The 16,010-nt window shown below is 58.3% G+C and carries 19 protein-coding genes; 8 read left to right on the top strand and 11 right to left on the bottom strand.

What is annotated here, in order from left to right; genetic code table 11:
* The first annotated feature begins 15 nt into the window (after positions 1-15).
* The 3 genes from ACOYXH_RS16570 to ACOYXH_RS16560 all read left to right on the top strand — a co-directional run bounded on the left by ACOYXH_RS16570 (position 16) and on the right by ACOYXH_RS16560 (position 1,643).
* Positions 16-252, top strand: a complete 237-nt coding sequence (locus tag ACOYXH_RS16570) for a glutaredoxin family protein (protein WP_099756840.1) — start codon at positions 16-18, stop codon at positions 250-252.
* A gap of 112 nt (positions 253-364) precedes the next feature.
* Positions 365-682: a transcriptional regulator gene (locus tag ACOYXH_RS16565; protein WP_093435111.1), complete on the top strand. Its 318-nt coding sequence runs from the start codon at positions 365-367 to the stop codon at positions 680-682.
* A gap of 70 nt (positions 683-752) precedes the next feature.
* Entirely contained in the window at positions 753-1,643 is an 891-nt protein-coding gene (locus tag ACOYXH_RS16560) for a pseudouridine synthase (RefSeq protein ID WP_095125130.1), read from the top strand.
* An 81-nt stretch (positions 1,644-1,724) separates the two neighbouring features.
* Here ACOYXH_RS16560 and ACOYXH_RS16555 read toward each other — a convergent pair whose 3' ends face one another.
* Positions 1,725-1,946: a YgdI/YgdR family lipoprotein gene (locus ACOYXH_RS16555; protein WP_007908660.1), complete on the bottom strand. Its 222-nt coding sequence runs from the start codon at positions 1,944-1,946 to the stop codon at positions 1,725-1,727.
* Positions 1,947-2,024: 78 nt separating this feature from the next.
* Positions 2,025-2,627 carry a molybdenum cofactor guanylyltransferase MobA gene (gene mobA / locus ACOYXH_RS16550; protein ID WP_460065471.1) on the bottom strand — a complete coding sequence of 201 codons (603 nt, stop codon included), beginning with the start codon at positions 2,625-2,627 and terminating at the stop codon, positions 2,025-2,027.
* 81 nt (positions 2,628-2,708) lie between these two features.
* Between mobA and moaB the strand changes: the two genes are divergently transcribed.
* Both moaB and ACOYXH_RS16540 read left to right on the top strand, forming a co-directional pair.
* The gene (gene moaB, locus ACOYXH_RS16545) at positions 2,709-3,248 is read left to right on the top strand and encodes a molybdenum cofactor biosynthesis protein B (RefSeq protein ID WP_095048438.1); all 540 of its coding nucleotides are present in this window, start codon (positions 2,709-2,711) and stop codon (positions 3,246-3,248) included.
* A complete protein-coding gene (locus tag ACOYXH_RS16540; protein ID WP_460409818.1) occupies positions 3,232-4,458 on the top strand; it encodes a molybdopterin molybdotransferase MoeA in 1,227 nt (408 codons plus the stop codon). Before moaB ends, ACOYXH_RS16540 begins: the two co-directional genes overlap by 17 nt.
* Before the next feature lie 61 nt (positions 4,459-4,519).
* Here the strand turns inward: ACOYXH_RS16540 and ACOYXH_RS16535 are convergent, their stop codons facing one another.
* Entirely contained in the window at positions 4,520-4,828 is a 309-nt protein-coding gene (locus tag ACOYXH_RS16535) for a hypothetical protein (protein WP_175559630.1), read from the bottom strand.
* A 312-nt stretch (positions 4,829-5,140) separates the two neighbouring features.
* Here ACOYXH_RS16535 and yegS point away from each other — a divergent pair, with 312 nt between their 5' ends.
* Positions 5,141-6,058 (top strand): lipid kinase YegS, encoded by a 918-nt coding sequence (yegS, locus tag ACOYXH_RS16530; protein ID WP_093435097.1) that lies wholly within the window; start codon positions 5,141-5,143, stop codon positions 6,056-6,058.
* Here the strand turns inward: yegS and ACOYXH_RS16525 are convergent.
* The 3 genes from ACOYXH_RS16525 to ACOYXH_RS16515 all read right to left on the bottom strand — a co-directional run bounded on the left by ACOYXH_RS16525 (position 6,042) and on the right by ACOYXH_RS16515 (position 8,544).
* On the bottom strand, positions 6,042-6,701 hold the full coding sequence (locus ACOYXH_RS16525; protein WP_093435094.1) for a response regulator: 660 nt from the start codon (positions 6,699-6,701) through the stop codon (positions 6,042-6,044). The two genes, yegS and ACOYXH_RS16525, sit on opposite strands and share 17 nt — an antisense overlap.
* On the bottom strand, positions 6,698-7,591 hold the full coding sequence (locus ACOYXH_RS16520; protein WP_093435091.1) for a sensor histidine kinase: 894 nt from the start codon (positions 7,589-7,591) through the stop codon (positions 6,698-6,700). Before ACOYXH_RS16520 ends, ACOYXH_RS16525 begins: the two co-directional genes overlap by 4 nt.
* A gap of 485 nt (positions 7,592-8,076) precedes the next feature.
* Positions 8,077-8,544, bottom strand: a complete 468-nt coding sequence (locus tag ACOYXH_RS16515; protein WP_095048435.1) for a hypothetical protein — start codon at positions 8,542-8,544, stop codon at positions 8,077-8,079.
* A gap of 454 nt (positions 8,545-8,998) precedes the next feature.
* Between ACOYXH_RS16515 and ACOYXH_RS16510 the strand changes: the two genes are divergently transcribed.
* Positions 8,999-9,934, top strand: coding sequence for a chemotaxis protein CheV (locus ACOYXH_RS16510; RefSeq protein WP_064391361.1), 936 nt, complete (start codon positions 8,999-9,001; stop codon positions 9,932-9,934).
* 167 nt (positions 9,935-10,101) lie between these two features.
* A complete protein-coding gene (locus ACOYXH_RS16505; RefSeq protein ID WP_460409817.1) occupies positions 10,102-10,908 on the top strand; it encodes an MOSC domain-containing protein in 807 nt (268 codons plus the stop codon).
* A gap of 70 nt (positions 10,909-10,978) precedes the next feature.
* On the opposite strand, the gene ppnP is transcribed toward ACOYXH_RS16505, so the two are convergent.
* From ppnP to atuD, 5 genes are all read right to left on the bottom strand, one after another.
* Positions 10,979-11,263: a pyrimidine/purine nucleoside phosphorylase gene (gene ppnP, locus ACOYXH_RS16500; RefSeq protein ID WP_003226701.1), complete on the bottom strand. Its 285-nt coding sequence runs from the start codon at positions 11,261-11,263 to the stop codon at positions 10,979-10,981.
* Between the two features lie 105 nt (positions 11,264-11,368).
* Complete coding sequence (locus tag ACOYXH_RS16495) at positions 11,369-11,911, bottom strand: 3'-5' exonuclease (RefSeq protein ID WP_095048433.1); 543 nt, start codon at positions 11,909-11,911, stop codon at positions 11,369-11,371.
* Positions 11,912-11,981: 70 nt separating this feature from the next.
* The gene (locus ACOYXH_RS16490) at positions 11,982-13,943 is read right to left on the bottom strand and encodes an acetyl/propionyl/methylcrotonyl-CoA carboxylase subunit alpha (protein ID WP_460409816.1); all 1,962 of its coding nucleotides are present in this window, start codon (positions 13,941-13,943) and stop codon (positions 11,982-11,984) included.
* A 111-nt stretch (positions 13,944-14,054) separates the two neighbouring features.
* Positions 14,055-14,852, bottom strand: coding sequence for an enoyl-CoA hydratase/isomerase family protein (locus ACOYXH_RS16485; RefSeq protein WP_460409815.1), 798 nt, complete (start codon positions 14,850-14,852; stop codon positions 14,055-14,057).
* Positions 14,849-16,006 carry a citronellyl-CoA dehydrogenase gene (gene atuD, locus ACOYXH_RS16480; RefSeq protein WP_169431288.1) on the bottom strand — a complete coding sequence of 386 codons (1,158 nt, stop codon included), beginning with the start codon at positions 16,004-16,006 and terminating at the stop codon, positions 14,849-14,851. Before atuD ends, ACOYXH_RS16485 begins: the two co-directional genes overlap by 4 nt.
* Positions 16,007-16,010: the final 4 nt, after the last annotated feature.

Here is a 16,010-nt window from a genome sequence, read left to right as displayed (position 1 = left end):
TTTGGTTGAGCAATTATGCCTCCTGAATGTCAGCTGTTCGGCACCCTTGGATGCCACTTGTGTGAAGTCGCCGAAGCCGAGCTGATGCCTCTTGTCGAGCATGGTTTGTTGGTTGAACTGGTCGATATTGCTGAGGATGAGGCTTGGTATGCGGCTTACAGCCTGCGAATTCCGGTACTGCGTCGTGTCGACACCGGGGCTGAGCTGGACTGGCCATTCAGCGCTGATGAGGTCGTCGCGTTTCTGGGTTAATCCGCATTTTCTGGTTTATCCCGCCGGTCGCTACTGCCATGCATTCCTTGGCATTTTGCGGTTTCATCGGTTACTGTATGTTCATACAGTAAATGCGTCAGAGGGATGAACCGTGGTCAATGTCGAACAGTTGAAAAACAGCGTGAACCGGATGTCGGTTGACGTGGTGCGCGAGGCCGTTCTCGAATTGCGCCTGGACGGGCTGGTCACGGAAGGCAAGACGCCGTTCAACAAGCTGCATTTCAACACTTGCTTTGCCGAAATCGAGGCCTTGTTTCAGCGTGCCGGTTACCACAAGCAACTGGATGTGGTCGGTTATCAGGGGCTGCTCTACGCCTTGTACGATCCGGGCCGCTGGGAGGCAGTTGATGTATTGCGCTGGCTCAAGGAATTCACTGACGCCGCAGCGCTGAAAACAATTCCGGCCTGAACATTCTGCGCTAGGTTCGTTTCCCTCAGTGCTGGATAATGCCGCCCTGCATTGAGGGTTCGATTTTCGTATGTCCACATCTACATTTTCTGCTGCTCAGAATCAGGCGAGCACGCTTTATCTGCCGCCCGGTAAATGGCTGACCGTACTCGATTGTCTGTGCGAGCATTTCAGCGCCATTGACCGCGTTCAATGGCTGGACCGCATCGCTCGGGGACGTGTGCTGGACGGCCATGGCCAGCCGATCCCGGTGGACTTGCCTTACAAGGAAGGTCTGCGGATTCATTATTTTCGCGAAGTGCCGGACGAGAAGCCGATCCCGGTAGTCGAGTCGATCCTGTATGCGGACGAACATCTGGTGGTGGCTGACAAACCGCATTTTCTGCCGGTGACGCCCGCCGGCGAATACGTTGAGCAAACCCTGTTACGCAGGCTGATTCATCGCCTGGACAATCCTCACTTGGTGCCGCTGCACCGCATCGACCGGCATACGGCGGGGCTGGTCATTTTCTCGGCCAATCCGCAAACCCGATCGGCTTATCAGTCGCTGTTCCCCACGCGGCAGATCGACAAGCGTTATGAGGCCATCGCTCCGGCACTGCCCGATCTGAATTTCCCCCTGGTGCACAAGAGCCGTCTGGTCGACGGAGAACCGTTTTTCCGCATGCAGGAAGGCGCCGGAGCCAGCAATACCGAAACGGCGGTGGAGGTTCGGGAAAAGCATGGCGATCTGTGGCGTTATGGATTGTTTCCGGTGACCGGCAAGAAACATCAACTGCGCGTCCACATGACTGCGCTGGGGGCGAGCATCTGCAACGATCCGTTTTATCCCCAGGTGCTGAAAGACGTCGAGGATGACTATGCCAATCCGTTGAAGCTGCTGGCGCAAGGCTTGCGGTTTATCGACCCGGTGACCGGTGAGGAGCGCGAATTCGAGAGCCGGATCACCTTGCAGTGGTGATACTGACTTCACTTTTTAGAGCGCCCATGAAAAAGCCCGCAATCAATGCGGGCTTTTCTGTATCCGGTATCGAACCAGAGCTTACAGCTCTTTAACGGTACGAACCTGATCCTTGTTGATGCGGGTTTCTTTGCCGTCCAGCTGTTTGAACTCGTAGAAGCCCGAATCGTCATCGTATTTCGGGGTGTCGACGGCCTGGATTTCGCGACCGTCATTCAAGGTGATCACTGTAGGCGACGAGCAACCGGCGAGGGTGGCAAGGCCCAGTGCGAGCATGAAAGTGGCGAGGGTCCGTTGAGTCATGGGTGTGTCTCCGAATGGGAATTCTTTTGGTTACTGAGCTTGAGACGTATACAAGGCTTGAGAGTTCCTTGAATGGTGTCAGTCTGACACAGTGTTATGGGAATTTAACAGTTCGGGGGTGTTCAGGTTGGCCAGCCGCGGGTCGTTTTCAGGGCACTCCAGGGCAGTGGCGCCTAGATTGCGCATGACCTGGCCGGGGCTGCGTTCACCGGCATTCCAGGCATCTTCGAAGGCCGTTAGAAGGGCCACCGGAATCACACACAGCAAGGGTTCCCAATGCTCGTCATGGCGCAACATTAAAGGTTTTTCAGGATGCTGATTCGCAGTCTCGCGCATGCTTTGCAGCAGCGCGGCGTCAATTCGCGGAACGTCGCACGGCAAAACCAGCAGGTGGCTATGGCGCGCCGCTTTCAGACCGGCACGAATACCCGCCAATGGCCCCGGAAAATCGCCCTCGTCATCGACCACCAATTGATCGGCAAACGGTGCGTAACGCTCGCGGTTGCGGTTGCAGGAGATGATCAGGTCGTCAGTCAGCCCGCGTACCTTACGCTGCAAATGTGCAATCAACGGTTCGCCCAGCCACTCGACCAGGCCTTTGTCCTGACCGCCCATGCGTTGGCCGCGCCCGCCTGCCAGGAGCAGAATGGAGCAGGGGGGCAATTGCGAATCGCGGGTCATGGCAGCTCTCCAGAGGGGCGGCGAAAAAATAGGGCGCTGTGATATAACACCGGGCTGTTTCTCCTACAACTGGACGAGCCTATGAAAGCCAAGGCTGATGTACCTTTCGTGCCGCTCAATATTGCGGTGCTGACAGTCAGTGACACCCGAACTCTGGAAACCGACACCTCAGGCCAGGTCTTCGTCGATCGCTTGACGGCGGCGGGCCACCGTTTGGCGGAGCGGGTTTTGCTCAAAGATGACCTCTACAAAATTCGCGCGCAAGTCGCCAGCTGGATTGCCGACGATGTCGTGCAGGTCGTGCTGATCACCGGCGGTACCGGATTTACCGGTCGTGACAGCACGCCGGAAGCGGTTGCCTGCCTGCTGGATAAACAGGTCGACGGGTTTGGGGAGTTGTTCCGGCAGATTTCGGTAGCCGATATCGGTACCTCGACAGTTCAGTCCCGGGCGCTGGCCGGTCTGGCCAACGGCACGCTGGTGTGCTGTTTGCCAGGTTCGACCAATGCCGTACGTACCGGTTGGGATGGCATCCTGGGCGAGCAGTTGGACGCGCGTCATCGTCCGTGCAACTTCGTGACTCATTTGAAGCAGGCAGCGCCTTGTGAATCCCGTGGGTAAGCCGGGCAAGACCGGAGCGCTGATGCCGGTCGAGCTGGCGCTGGAGCGCCTGCTCGACATGGCCGAGGCCTCGCCGATTGTCGAGCATGAGTATTTGCCGCTGGCTCAGGTTCAGGGGCGTGTGCTGAGCGAAGACCTGATTTCGACGCTGGATCTGCCACCCTGGCCAAACAGTGCCATGGACGGTTATGCGCTGAATCTGACCGACTGGACGGGCGAACCGATGCCGGTCAGTCAGAAGGTGTTTGCCGGGCAATCCCCCGAACCGCTGAAGCCGGGCACCTGTGCACGGATCTTCACCGGGGCGCCGGTGCCCGCGGGCGCTGATTGCGTGGAAATGCAGGAAAACGCTGAGGTTCAAACCGATGAAAGGGTGCGTTTCCTTGAACCGATGAAGGCCGGGCAGAACATTCGCCCGCAAGGTCAGGAAACCACAGTCGGTGAACTGATCCTGCCCGCCGGAACTCGGCTGGGTCCGATAGAGCAGGGATTAGCCGCATCGTTGGGCTGTGCCGGGTTGAAGGTCGTGCGCAAGGTTCGTGTCGCGGTGATTTCCACTGGCGATGAATTGGTCGAGCCGGGCCAGGCCCTGGGGCCGGGACAGATATACAACAGCAATCGAGTGTTGCTGTGCAGTTGGCTGCGACGCCTGGGCTGTGAGGTAGTTGATGCCGGTATTCTTCCGGACGATCTGGCCACAACCCGAGCGCGTCTGGGTGAGTTGCAGGATGTTGATCTGATTCTTTCCACCGGTGGCGTGTCGGTGGGTGAGGCGGATTTTTTGGGTGTCGCATTGCGTGAAGAGGGCGAGCTTGCCCTTTGGAAGCTGGCGATCAAACCCGGAAAACCGCTAACTTTTGGCCATTTCCGCAACGTGCCGGTCATTGGCTTGCCAGGCAACCCTGCGTCGACACTGGTGACCTTTGCGCTGCTCACTCGGCCTTATCTGTTACGCCGTCAGGGCGTTCGGGTCGTCGAGCCGCTGAAGTTCACCGTGCCAGCGGGGTTTGACTGGCCGGTGGCAGGCAATCGGCGTGAGTACCTGCGAGGCCGTCTTGAGCAAGGACGGGCGACTGTCTACCGCAACCAGAGCTCAGGTGTACTGCGTAGCGCCGCGTGGGCAGATGGATTGGTCGAAGTGCTGGAAGGTCGCACGCTGAGCGTCGGAGACGAAGTGGTCTTCATCCCGCTGAGTGACTTGCTCGACTGATCGCTATCTCGTAAATGCAGGCGTCGGCTGACTCAGGCGGCGCCTGCAATGACTGATTCAATTAATTGCTGATCAATGTCACAAGCTGATCGAATCGGCTATTGGCCACCCAGCCCAGCAAACCCAGCACTACCGCTGTTGCACCCGCCGAGTAGGCAAGCCGGTGTTTGATCGTTCGGACATCACCGCGAATTTCGTCCATGTCCCGTCGAAGGTATTTGAGATGGGTTTCCAGCTCGGTAACACGGGGTTCCATATCAACTTCTCCAGTGGTTCTGGCGCTGTTTTTGAAATCGGACTTGTGATTCGCGCGACTTTCGACAATGGGGCCAACCGGGCTCATGGGTATTCTCGCTTCATGACCAGGCATGGAAGCATCCACCGATTGTTTCAACTGTTTGCTTGCAACCTTTTCCAGCTCTCGAACCGGCAAGAGCCCATGGGGTGTATCCACTCATTACATGCACGTCCCTGTGTGTTGGATTGAAAATCGATACCGCCAACACACGGTGACTCAATGCTCGAACCGGGTCAATTAAGCCGATTCCGCATGTTTTGTAAGAAAAAGTACCGCTGTGTAGGACGTCCGGCGCCAGGAGGCTGAATTAATTACGGGTATGACGGCTTTTTTGCGTGCGCCAGTGGTCAAGATGTCTTAACCGATCAATTTGGGAGTGATGTTATGAGTGAACGCCGGGCGCTGTTGATTCTGCATGGCAAGCAGGCACTCAACGAGGCGGTACGCACCGCCGTCGAGGACAAGCGCAAGCAAGGCTGGGAGCTGGCCGTGCGTCTGACCTGGGAGGCAGGGGACGCACAGCGCTGGGTAGAACAAGCCTTGGCTGACGGCTACACGAAAATCATTGCCGGGGGCGGCGATGGCACCTTGCGCGATATCGCCGAAGCGCTCGCCGCGCATCCTGGCAAAGCCAGTCTCGTACTCCTGCCTTTGGGCACTGCCAACGATTTTTCCCGTGCCGCCGGCGTACCACTGGAGCCTGCCGAAGCCCTTGAGCTGCTCGATGTGCCACCGCGCGCCATCGATCTGGGTGAAGTGGGCGGGCAGATTTTTCTCAACATGGCCACCGGTGGTTTCGGCAGCCAGGTCACGGCCAATACCTCCGAGGACTTGAAAAAAGTACTTGGCGGTGCTGCCTATCTGTTCACTGGCTTGTCACGATTCAGCGAGCTGCATGCCGCTTACGGCGAACTTCAGGGGCCGGATTTTCACTGGCGTGGCGAGCTGTTGGCACTGGGTATCGGCAATGGCCGACAGGCCGGCGGTGGACACGTGTTGTGCCCGGAGGCGCTGGCCGATGATGGCTTGCTGGATATCAGTATTCTGCCGGCGCCACAGGAGTTGGTGGGCACCTTGAAGACGCTGCTCAGCGATGGCTTCGGGATCGACAACATGTTTGTTCGCACCCGTTTGCCATGGGTCGAAATCAAGGTGGCCGAGGGGCTGTGCATCAATCTTGATGGCGAACCGCTCGAAGGTGACAGCATGCGATTCGAGGCGCGTCCGGCGGCGTTGCGCGTGCATTTGCCGGAACATTCTCCCTTGTTGAGCAGCGCCGGGCTGGTCAGTCGTCCAGGCTGATGATCTGCTCACGCACGGCGAACAGCACCAGACCCGCCACGTCGTAGATTTGCAGTCGCTTCATGATCTGTGAACGGTGGGTCTCGACAGTCTTGATGCTCAGGCCCAGGCCATTGGCGATTTCCCGGGTGGATTTTCCGCGCACGATCAAGCGCAGGATTTCCAGTTGGCGCGCGGTCAGATTGTGCGAGTCGGCTGCCTCCGGCTGCTGCTTCTGATTACGGGTCAGGGCTTGATTGATCACGGTATGGGCGATGGCCGGGCTCAGGTAGCGCTCGTTGTTGCGCAAGGCTTCCAGTGCATGCTCAAGTTCTGTCGCTGTGGTGTCCTTGAGCAGGTAGCCGTGGGCGCCGGATTCCAGCGCCTGCATGATCAGCGCCGGATCGGTGTGCATCGACAGGATCAGCACCTTGCTCTGCGGGCGTACCCGCTTGAGCCGTTGCAGGGCTTCCAGGCCACCGGTTTCTTTCATGGAGATATCCAGCAACACGATATCCGGATTCAGTTGCTCGACCATTTCGAGCAGCTGCGAACCGTCATTGGCCTCGCCAATCACCGCGTAACCGGGAATATCCAGCACCAGAGCGCGCACGCCGGCCCTGATCAGCGAGTGGTCATCCACCAGAAGTAAGTTGCAAGTCAACGCATAACCTTATTCGTACTGGCCCGCTCGAGTGCGCGTGGCGCCCACGGGAAGAGTGCTTCGATTTGAGTGCCTTTGCCCGGTTCGCTGATGACGTTCAGGGTGCCACCCAGTTGCTCGATTCGTTCGGCCATCCCGGCCATGCCTCGTTGTCCTTCACGACCGGGGTTGGCCGCCGGGGCGAATCCCAGGCCGTCATCGCTGATCAGCAACGTCAGACCTTTGGGCAGACGTTGCACGCGTATCACCAGATTTTTTGCCTGGGCATGACGCAGGATATTGGTAACAGCCTCTTGGGTAATACGAAAGGCGGCGACTGCCATTTCTTCCGGAATGCCATTGAGCCGCTGCTGGCAATCGAGGCTCCAGTGCACGTTAGTGTTGGCCAATGTCTTGAGCAGGTGCGCACGCAGGCTGGCTTCAAGTCCCAGGCTGGTCAACTGGCGTGGGTTGAGAATGGCTGAAACGTCGCGCACCTTGTTGAGGGTTTCTTCCAGGGTGTCGCACAACGCGGTGCATTGTTCCTGCAAGTCGTCGGGCATGCGCCGCTTGAGCCATTCGCTTTGCAGTTTGGCGGCCGTCAGCAGTTGGCCGATATCGTCATGCAGTTCGCGGCTGAGGCGATGGCGCTCGTTTTCCTGGACTTCCAGCAAGCGGTCAGCGAGTTCCTGCGGCTGAAACTTGATTGATTTGCGTGACAGTCGATATTGCACCCAGACGCACGCAGTAGCAGCGATATCGAGCAGCAGCAATCCCAGGCAAAGTGGTGTTGAAAGAGCGTAGGTCAGCAGACTGCCGAGCGTGGCCGCGACACACAGTATGAGTGTGAACCGGCGAGCATTTTCGCGGGAGGGTGGCCATGTAGTGATTGACTTGAGGCTGGCGTACATAACGGATGGAGCCAATGGATGTTCGCTGCGGGCAGACCGGCCGGAGGCTGACGGGTCTCTGTCTGAAAATGCTGTCAATTATATTATTGATTTCAACGCGGTTCAGTAAACGTATTGGCCGCCAACTATCAGTGGACAGCGATCTCTGAAGTCACTGTGCCACTAATTTGAAAGCAACTAATGGGCGGCATAATACCACTTAAGATACCGTTGGTCGCGTTTGCTATATATGTCCATTGAGTCAGGAAATACGTGATATTGGACGCAAGTTCCATAATGGAAAAGTCGATTTGTTGTGTTCGATAGATGTCAGTGTTGCCTGAAGTTGTGCTTGTTTGCACACAGGTAAACCCTGAGGCCGGCAAAAATATCGGCGTCGGCTTTCAGTGATTATTTAGTTCGACTTGTCGCTGGCAGGTATGAACTATTCAATTGCGACGTTCAACGCTTGTGTTCCAAGTGCTTGCGCGGGTACCGAGTGCGGGTCAGGCTTGTCCCGAGTAGGGCAGTTGGGGCAAACGTTTGCCCGTGCGGGGCGGCTGATGGCGGCTTTGGCTGACCTGGAAGGCGAATGCTTCGAGCAGCAAAGCCTGCTCACTTTCATCCAGACTCAGTTGCCCGGTCTGCTGATCGACCAGTTCAAGCTGCCAGGCCATCAATGTGAAGCAATCCTGCAAGGCTTGCAGGGCCTGTTCGTGAAGGTCGACGTGTTCCTGATTGAGGTTGAGCAGGCTGTAAATGTGCAGGGAAAACTCGGAAATCGCCTCCAGCGCGAGGGCTTCAGCCCTGCGTGCGAGTTTCAGCAGAGTACTGAGCATGCACTCGATGGCGTCCTTGTCATTGCTGATCAATTGCAGGTGGCTGAGGCATTCTTCGGACTTGGCCAGGAGTTGCTCGGCCTCGACAAGGAATTCGGGGAAGCGTTGTACCCACTCTTTGCGGTCCATTGGCATGCTTATCTCCACAACGTCATGTCTGATGAGGGAATGCCGTGTGTGGCGACGATCGTGAATCGTCGGGAGATCGCGCCCAGACGTGCAAGTGCACAGACTGAGAGGTTCCAGAGGGCTTGTTTCCACTGAACTGCGATCGCACACAATAGCCTGACTCCGTTCATGCAATGAGAATGGCGTCACATTAATGGCTATTGGATATTGCGAATATCAGGTTGGGCCTGATTGTTACTAGGGGAATCCCTTAGGCGCGGGAACCTACCGTGCAAACCGAGGTCGCGCCGCAGAGAATGTAGCAGATGAAAATCACCGGGCCAGTAAACCATGATGTTAATGTGACATCAATGCCTGTTCATGGCATTTTTGATGGGGTCGGGTATGGCAATCAAGAACTGCGATTTGCCGCCGATAACCTCACATAGTGAATTCATCAGAACAAGCCCAGGAGTCATTGATGGCCGGCATTCTCGACACGGTAGACCAACGCACGCAACTGGTGGGTGAGAATCGCCTGGAAATTCTCATGTTTCGACTGGCCGGGCGTCAGTTGTTCGCGATCAACGTGTTCAAGGTTCAGGAAGTGCTGCAACTGCCGAAACTGACTTTGATGCCGCAGCGTCACCCGTTTGTATGCGGAGTGGTCAATCTGCGCGGTCAGACCTTGCCGGTGATCGATCTGTCGCAGGCGATCGGTATGCGTCCGTTGGTGCCGGGGCCCAACAGCACGATCATCGTCACCGAATACAACCGCTCGGTGCAGGCCTTCCTGGTGGGCGGTGTGGATCGCATCGTCAACATGAACTGGGAAGCCATTCTGCCGCCGCCGACCAGCGCCGGGCGTCAGCACTATCTGACCGCGATCAGCAAGGTCGACGATCAACTGGTGGAAATCATCGACGTCGAGAAAGTCCTCGCCGAAATCGTCCCGTACAACGCCAAGGTCTCGCGTGAAAAACTCGATGATCCGGTGCTCGAGCGCGCCCGTGGCCGTGAAGTGCTGTTGGTGGACGACTCCAACGTGGCACTTTCGCAATTGCGCGACACCCTCGGCCAGCTCGGGGTAAAAATGCACATTGCCAGCGATGGCCTGAAGGCGTTGAACATGCTCAAGGCCTGGGCGGATACCGGCGTGAACATGACCGACAAGCTGCTGATGATCTTCACCGATGCGGAAATGCCGGAAATGGACGGCTATCGCCTGACCACCGAAATTCGTAACGATCCGCGTCTGCGTGGCTTGTACGTGGTGCTGCATACCTCGCTGTCCGGTAGCTTCAACGACTCGATGGTGAAGAAGGTCGGCTGCGACAACTTCCTCTCCAAATTCCAGCCGGACAAACTGGTCGACGTCGTTCGCCAGCGTCTGATGCTCGACGAAGTTCCGGCCTGATCACACACCCATTGTAGGAGTGAGCCTGCTCGCGATCGCGGTGTGTCAGCCCCGAATCATTACCTGACACACCGCTATCGCGAGCAGGCTCACTCCTACAGTTATTGCTCTTTGATTCCTGATCAAGCTCGTATAGGGTGGCGTTTTTACCCTTCAGGGAGCTGGCCATGCTGCGTCTGAGCGCGCTTTATCGTTACCCGTTGAAATCCGGCAAAGTCGATGTGCTGCAAAGTGTTGATCTCGACAAGCTGGGGCTTGATGGCGATCGACGCTGGATGCTCGTGGACGAGGCCAGCGGCCGCTTTCTGACCCAGCGCGCTGAAGCGAAGATGAGTCAGTTGTCGGCGCTATGGAATGCGCAGGGCGGTCTGACCCTTAGTGCGCCGCAACAGCCTCCCATCGAAATCGCCTTGCCGGGCAACGATGCCGAACTGCGCGGCGTGACGATCTGGCGTGACACCTTGCGCGTGCCGGATGCCGGTGATGAGGCGGCGCGCTGGGTCAGCGATTTCATCGGCAAGCCGACCCGGCTGGTGCAGGTGCCGCTGGATCGCGCCCGGACCACCCAGGCAGGCTTCGGCAAGGATGACGATCAGGTTGCGTTCGCTGACGGATTTCCACTGTTGTTGATCGGCGAGGCGTCCCTGCAGGATCTCTCGGACAGAGTCGGTCGTCCGCTGGAAATGCTGCGCTTTCGGCCGAATCTGGTGATCGAAGGCAGTGAGGCGTATTCCGAAGATGGCTGGAAGCGCATTCGCATTGGCGATGTCGAGTTCCGCGTGGTCAAGTCGTGCTCGCGCTGCATTCTCACCACCATCGACCCGCAAACCGGTGAGCGCAGTGCCGATCGCGAGCCGCTGGCAACCTTGCAGAAGTACCGCGCCGAAGCCGATGGTGCGATGTTCGGCCAGAATCTGGTCAACGACAACAATGGCCGACTCGAAGTCGGCATGCCGGTGGAGATTCTCGAGTAATCCGTCTCTGAAACGAAAATGCCCGTGTCCTTGGACACGGGCATTTTTTATCGCAGTGAAAGCCGTGGGTTTAGCCGCGGTACTCGCACAGGTAAGCGGTGTCGACCGCAACCTTCAGCTGGAACTTGCTGTTGGCCGGGACGTTGAACTGGCTGCCGGCGGCGAAGGTTTCCCAGTCGCTGCTGTCGGGCAGTTTGACGGTCAGTGCGCCGGAAACCACATGCATGATTTCACGCTGAGCGGTGCCGAATTCGTATTCGCCCGGGGCCATTACGCCGATGGTCGCCGGACCTTCAGCGGTGCCAAAGGCGATCGACTTGACGGTGCCGTCGAAGTACTCGTTGACTTTAAACATGGGCGATTCCTCGAAAAGGGTTAGAAATTGGAGGCGGCCAGTATGCACAAGGCGTTTGGCGCCGTCACCTGCCCGGCGTCTGTCCGCTGAGTTCTCGAATTGACCCTAGAGTGGCAAGACCAGTGGCAACAGCCGCGCAGTGTTGCGCGCATCCTCCAGTGCCCGGTGCTGCTGACCGCTGAACTGCATGCCAGCCAGTTGCAGTGCACCGTTGAGCCCCAGTGGCCGTTCCAGGCGCCGGGCCTTGGCAAAGCGTTGTTTGAGGTTCATGTGCGGCACCTTGCTCAAGCCACTGTCGATTTGCAGACGCTGCCATTCCTGCAACAACTGCTTGCGGTCGTAATCGCCCCAACTGGCCCAGCCTTCAAGGCGTGTCTGATGTTGCGCGAGCCAGCGTTCGAACGCCGGCCAGACCTCAGTCAACGGCTGTGCCGAGTCGATATTGGCTTGGGTGATGTGTGTCAGTTCACGACAGAAAGGCGTAAGCAACGGCCGTCGCGTCGGTTTGACGAAACGCTGGAAGTGATCCTGCTCGCGCCCGGCGCGATCGACCAGGGTGGCGCCGATCTCGATAATTTCCATTTCGGTGACTGGCCAGCCACCCTCATCGGTGGTGGCTTCCAGATCTATGACCAGCCAGTGAGGCATCGCAGGGTTCCTGATTTCCGCGTTCTGATAACTCAGAGCGTAGTCAAAACCCGCACGGGCGTGTGGGCGACTACTCGACCTGTAACAGAACCTGACGATTTTTTACCTGATCGCCGACCTTGACCTGCACCCGCTTGAGCACGCCGTCGATGCCGGCCTTGAGCGGGTGCTCCATTTTCATTGCCTCCAGCACCACCAGCAATTGACCTTTGCTGACCGGACTGCCTTCGCTGACCAGTACGTCGACGATGGCACCGTCCATGGGGGCTTTCAGGGTGCCGGAGCTGACGCTGGTCTGACTGTCGATCACGGCGTGAGTTCGATCCTCAAGGCGCAGACTGCCGGGATGGCAGAACAACCAGAGTTGCTCGTCATTCTGGCGGTAGGTGTGGCGCTGACGAAGGCCGTCAACTTCCAGCGTGACCGACTGGGCATCGTGGTCGATAAGTTTCAATTCAAGTGTGCGTTCGGCTATCTGCACTTTGAACACGCCTTGTGCCTCAGCAAGCAGTTGCACGGTCCAGGTCTGATCGTCGAGGCCGAGGCGATAATGCAGCGGCACATTCGCGTTATTGCGCCAGCCGTTAAGTGGTGCGCGGTGGCTGCGGGCGCTGGTTTGATAGAAAAGTACCGTTGCGATCGCCAACTGCTCGGCATCCGGAATGTAGCGGTGCAGGCAAGGGTGATCACTGAAGTGCCGGGCGATGAAGGCAGTACTGAAGTCGCCGCTGATGAACTGCGGGTGTTGCAACAGACTGGCGAGCAGGCGCTGATTACTCTGTACACCCAATAGCACCGTGTCCTGTACCGCGCGCAACAGTTTGCGTCGGGCTTCCTCGCGAGTGGCACCCCAGGCGATCAGCTTACCGAGCATCGGGTCGTAGAACGGGCTAACCGATTGCCCTTCAAGCAAACCATGGTCGATTCGCGTACCGTGCTGCAGCGCCGGTTCCCAGGCTTGCACTCGGCCGGTTTGTGGCAGGAAGTCTTGCGCGGGATCTTCGGCGTAAAGCCGCACCTCCATGGCATGTCCGTTGAGCTGAACCTGATCCTGGGTCAGCGGCAACGGCTGCCCTTCGGCAACGAGCAATTGCCATGCGACCAGATCCAGCCCGGTAATCAGTTCAGTTACCGGGTGCTCGACTTGCAGACGCGTATTCATTTCCAGAAAGTAGAACTGGCCGCGTGTGTCGAGCAGAAACTCAACGGTGCCAGCGCCAACATAGTTCACTGCGCGCCCGGCTTTCAATGCCGCTTCACCCATGGCCTGACGCAACTCGGCGGTCATCACCGGGCAGGGCGCTTCTTCGATGACTTTCTGGTGGCGGCGCTGGATTGAGCAGTCACGTTCGCCCAGGTAGATCAGATTGCCGTGCTGATCGCCGAACAACTGCACTTCGACATGCCGCGGTTCGATCAGCGCCTGTTCAAGGATCAATTCGTCGCTGCCGAACGCGTTCAATGCTTCGGAGCGCGCGGTGCGCAGTTGCGCCGGCAGATCAGCCACATTTTGCAGCAGACGCATGCCGCGCCCACCACCGCCGGCACTGGCCTTGATCATCAGTGGGTAGCCGATTCGCTCGGCTTCGCGCAGCAGAGTGGCGTCGTCCTGTTCGGTACCTTGATAACCGGCGATGCACGGCACACCCGCTTCGAGCATGGCGATTTTTGACTGGCGTTTGCTGCCCATCAATTCGATGGCTTCGACGCTGGGGCCGATGAAGATCAGCCCGGCCTGTTCACAGGCACGGGCGAATTCGGCGTTTTCCGAAAGAAAGCCGTAGCCGGGATGGATCGCGTCAGCGCCGCTGCGGCGAGCGGCGTCGAGGATCGCAGGGATGTTGAGGTATGACTGTTGAACGGGGGACGGACCAATGCGAACGGCTTGGTCAGCCATCTGAACGTGCAGGGCCTTGGCGTCGGCATCGCTGAAGACGGCGACGGTGCGATAGCCCAAGGCTTGGGCGGTGCGCTGGATGCGGCAGGCGATTTCACCGCGGTTGGCGATCAGGATTTTGTGGATGGCGGGCATGGTGATCTTCCTGAGTATTTGGCGGTGAATGTGATGGCCTCATCGCGAGCAGGCTCACTCCTACATTTGGAATGGATTTCCCCTGTAGGAGTGAGCCTGCTCGCGATGCTTTTAAGTGGCCCACCGAGGTTTACGCTTTTGCACAAATGCCATGGTGCCCTCGATCCCTTCGTCGCCTGTCACCGCTTCGCTAAACCACTGCGCCGCCTCATCGAGCAATTCACTTGAAGGCTGCCCGGCACTCGCCAACAACAATTTCTTGGTCATGGCATTCGCTTCCGGCGCACAACACAGCACATGTTGCAACACCTCATCCAGCCGCTCAGCCAGCGCTTGTGCATCCTGCTCGACGAAATGCACCAGCCCCAGACGGCGTGCCTGGTGCCCATCGAAACGTGCGGCGGTCAGTGCCAGTCGACGGGTTTCGGTGAGGCCGATGCGCTGCACCACAAACGGCGCAATCTGCGCCGGCAGTAAACCGAGACTGGTTTCCGGCAAACCGAATTGCGCTTGATGATCGGCAATCGCGATGTCGCTGATACAGGCCAGACCGAAACCACCGCCGAGCACCGCGCCTTGCAGCACAGTGATTAGCACTTGCGGTGCGTGCTGTGCTTCTTCCAGCAGGGCGCCGAACGCGCGATTCAGATCGCGGTAAGCCTCGGTGCCCTGAGCGCGGGCGTTGGCCATGTCCTTGATATCGCCGCCGGCACAAAAATGCCCGCCGGCACCGCTGAGCACCAACGCCCGAACAGCGCGGTCATCACGCACAGCCGCCAGCACCGTGCGCAGTTCGCTGACCATCTGCAGGCTCATCGCATTACGACTGTCCGGCCGATTGAGGGTGACGTGCAGCACGCCGCCATGCAGTTCCAGCAACAGCGTCTGGCATTGCGGCAGGCTGCTCATTTCTTTTTCCCCGGGAGGATGCCCATCAGTTTGCAGATAATCCCCAGCATGATCTCGTCGGCGCCGCCGCCAATCGATACCAGCCGGACATCGCGGTAGGCGCGGGCCACCGGGTTGTCCCACATGAAACCCATGCCGCCCCAATATTGCAGGCAGCTGTCGCTGACTTCGCGGCCGAGGCGCCCGGCCTTGAGCTTGGCCATCGACGCCAGCCGCGTGACGTCCTGGCCTTTCACGTATTGCTCGGTGGCCTGATAGACCAGCGCGCGCAGGCATTCGATTTCGGTCTGCAATTCGGCGAGGCGGAAGTGGATGACCTGATTGTCGATCAGTGCATTGCCGAAGGTCTTGCGCTCCTTGCAGTACTCAATGGTGCTGTCGATGCAATATTCCAGCCCCTTGATCATGTTCGCCGCACCGAACAGGCGTTCTTCCTGAAACTGCAACATCTGCATCATGAACCCGGCGCCTTCATGGCCGATGCGATTGCGCTGTGGCACGCGCACGTTGTCGAAAAACACCTGGGCGGTTTCCGAGCTGCGCATGCCGAGCTTGTCCAGGTGCGAGCTGAGGCTGATCCCAGGCGTGTTCATCGGCACCATGATCAGCGATTTGTTGATGTGTGGTTTGTCGTCCGAGGTGTTGGCCAGCAGGCAGATGAAATCGGCGCTCGGCGAGTTGGTGATCCACATCTTGCTGCCGTTGATCACATAGTCGTCGCCGTCCTTGCGCGCGGTGGTTTTCAGCCCGGCGACGTCGGAGCCTGCACCGACTTCAGAGACGCCGATGCAACCAACCTGCTCGCCAGTGATCGCCGGGCGCAGGAATTCTTCGCGCAGTTCATCGGAGCCGAAGCGGGCGAGGGCGGGCGTACACATGTCGGTCTGCACGCCGATCGACATCGGAATGCCGCCGCAATGGATGGTGCCGAACTCTTCGGCGGCGACAATCGAATAGCTGTAGTCGAGGCCCATGCCGCCGAATTTTTCCGGTTTGGAAATACCCAGCAAACCGAGGTCGCCAGCCTTGCGGAAAATTTCGTGAATGGGAAAGCGTCCGGCCTTTTCCCATTCATCGACGTGCGGATTGATCTCGTGCTCGACGAACTGGCGGACGGTGCGGCGCAGGGCTTCGTGTTCCGGGGTGAAGATCATTTTT

It is taken from the genome of Pseudomonas sp. Mb7, assembly GCF_054790525.1.
This window is presented reverse-complemented; position numbering and strand designations above follow the sequence as displayed.

Bases quoted from the DNA above. Each gene is read 5' to 3' on its own strand.
- ACOYXH_RS16570 (WP_099756840.1), top strand. From the start codon at position 16: ATGCCTCCTGAATGTCAGCTGTTCGGCACCCTTGGATGCCACTTGTGT.
- ACOYXH_RS16560 (WP_095125130.1), top strand. From the start codon at position 753: ATGTCCACATCTACATTTTCTGCTGCTCAGAATCAGGCGAGCACGCTT.
- ACOYXH_RS16555 (WP_007908660.1), bottom strand. From the start codon at position 1,946: ATGACTCAACGGACCCTCGCCACTTTCATGCTCGCACTGGGCCTTGCC.
- mobA (WP_460065471.1), bottom strand. From the start codon at position 2,627: ATGACCCGCGATTCGCAATTGCCCCCCTGCTCCATTCTGCTCCTGGCA.
- moaB (WP_095048438.1), top strand. From the start codon at position 2,709: ATGAAAGCCAAGGCTGATGTACCTTTCGTGCCGCTCAATATTGCGGTG.
- ACOYXH_RS16535 (WP_175559630.1), bottom strand. From the start codon at position 4,828: ATGCCTGGTCATGAAGCGAGAATACCCATGAGCCCGGTTGGCCCCATT.
- yegS (WP_093435097.1), top strand. From the start codon at position 5,141: ATGAGTGAACGCCGGGCGCTGTTGATTCTGCATGGCAAGCAGGCACTC.
- ACOYXH_RS16520 (WP_093435091.1), bottom strand. From the start codon at position 7,591: ATGTACGCCAGCCTCAAGTCAATCACTACATGGCCACCCTCCCGCGAA.
- ACOYXH_RS16515 (WP_095048435.1), bottom strand. From the start codon at position 8,544: ATGCCAATGGACCGCAAAGAGTGGGTACAACGCTTCCCCGAATTCCTT.
- ACOYXH_RS16510 (WP_064391361.1), top strand. From the start codon at position 8,999: ATGGCCGGCATTCTCGACACGGTAGACCAACGCACGCAACTGGTGGGT.
- ACOYXH_RS16505 (WP_460409817.1), top strand. From the start codon at position 10,102: ATGCTGCGTCTGAGCGCGCTTTATCGTTACCCGTTGAAATCCGGCAAA.
- ppnP (WP_003226701.1), bottom strand. From the start codon at position 11,263: ATGTTTAAAGTCAACGAGTACTTCGACGGCACCGTCAAGTCGATCGCC.
- ACOYXH_RS16495 (WP_095048433.1), bottom strand. From the start codon at position 11,911: ATGCCTCACTGGCTGGTCATAGATCTGGAAGCCACCACCGATGAGGGT.
- ACOYXH_RS16490 (WP_460409816.1), bottom strand. From the start codon at position 13,943: ATGCCCGCCATCCACAAAATCCTGATCGCCAACCGCGGTGAAATCGCC.
- ACOYXH_RS16485 (WP_460409815.1), bottom strand. From the start codon at position 14,852: ATGAGCAGCCTGCCGCAATGCCAGACGCTGTTGCTGGAACTGCATGGC.
- atuD (WP_169431288.1), bottom strand. From the start codon at position 16,006: ATGATCTTCACCCCGGAACACGAAGCCCTGCGCCGCACCGTCCGCCAG.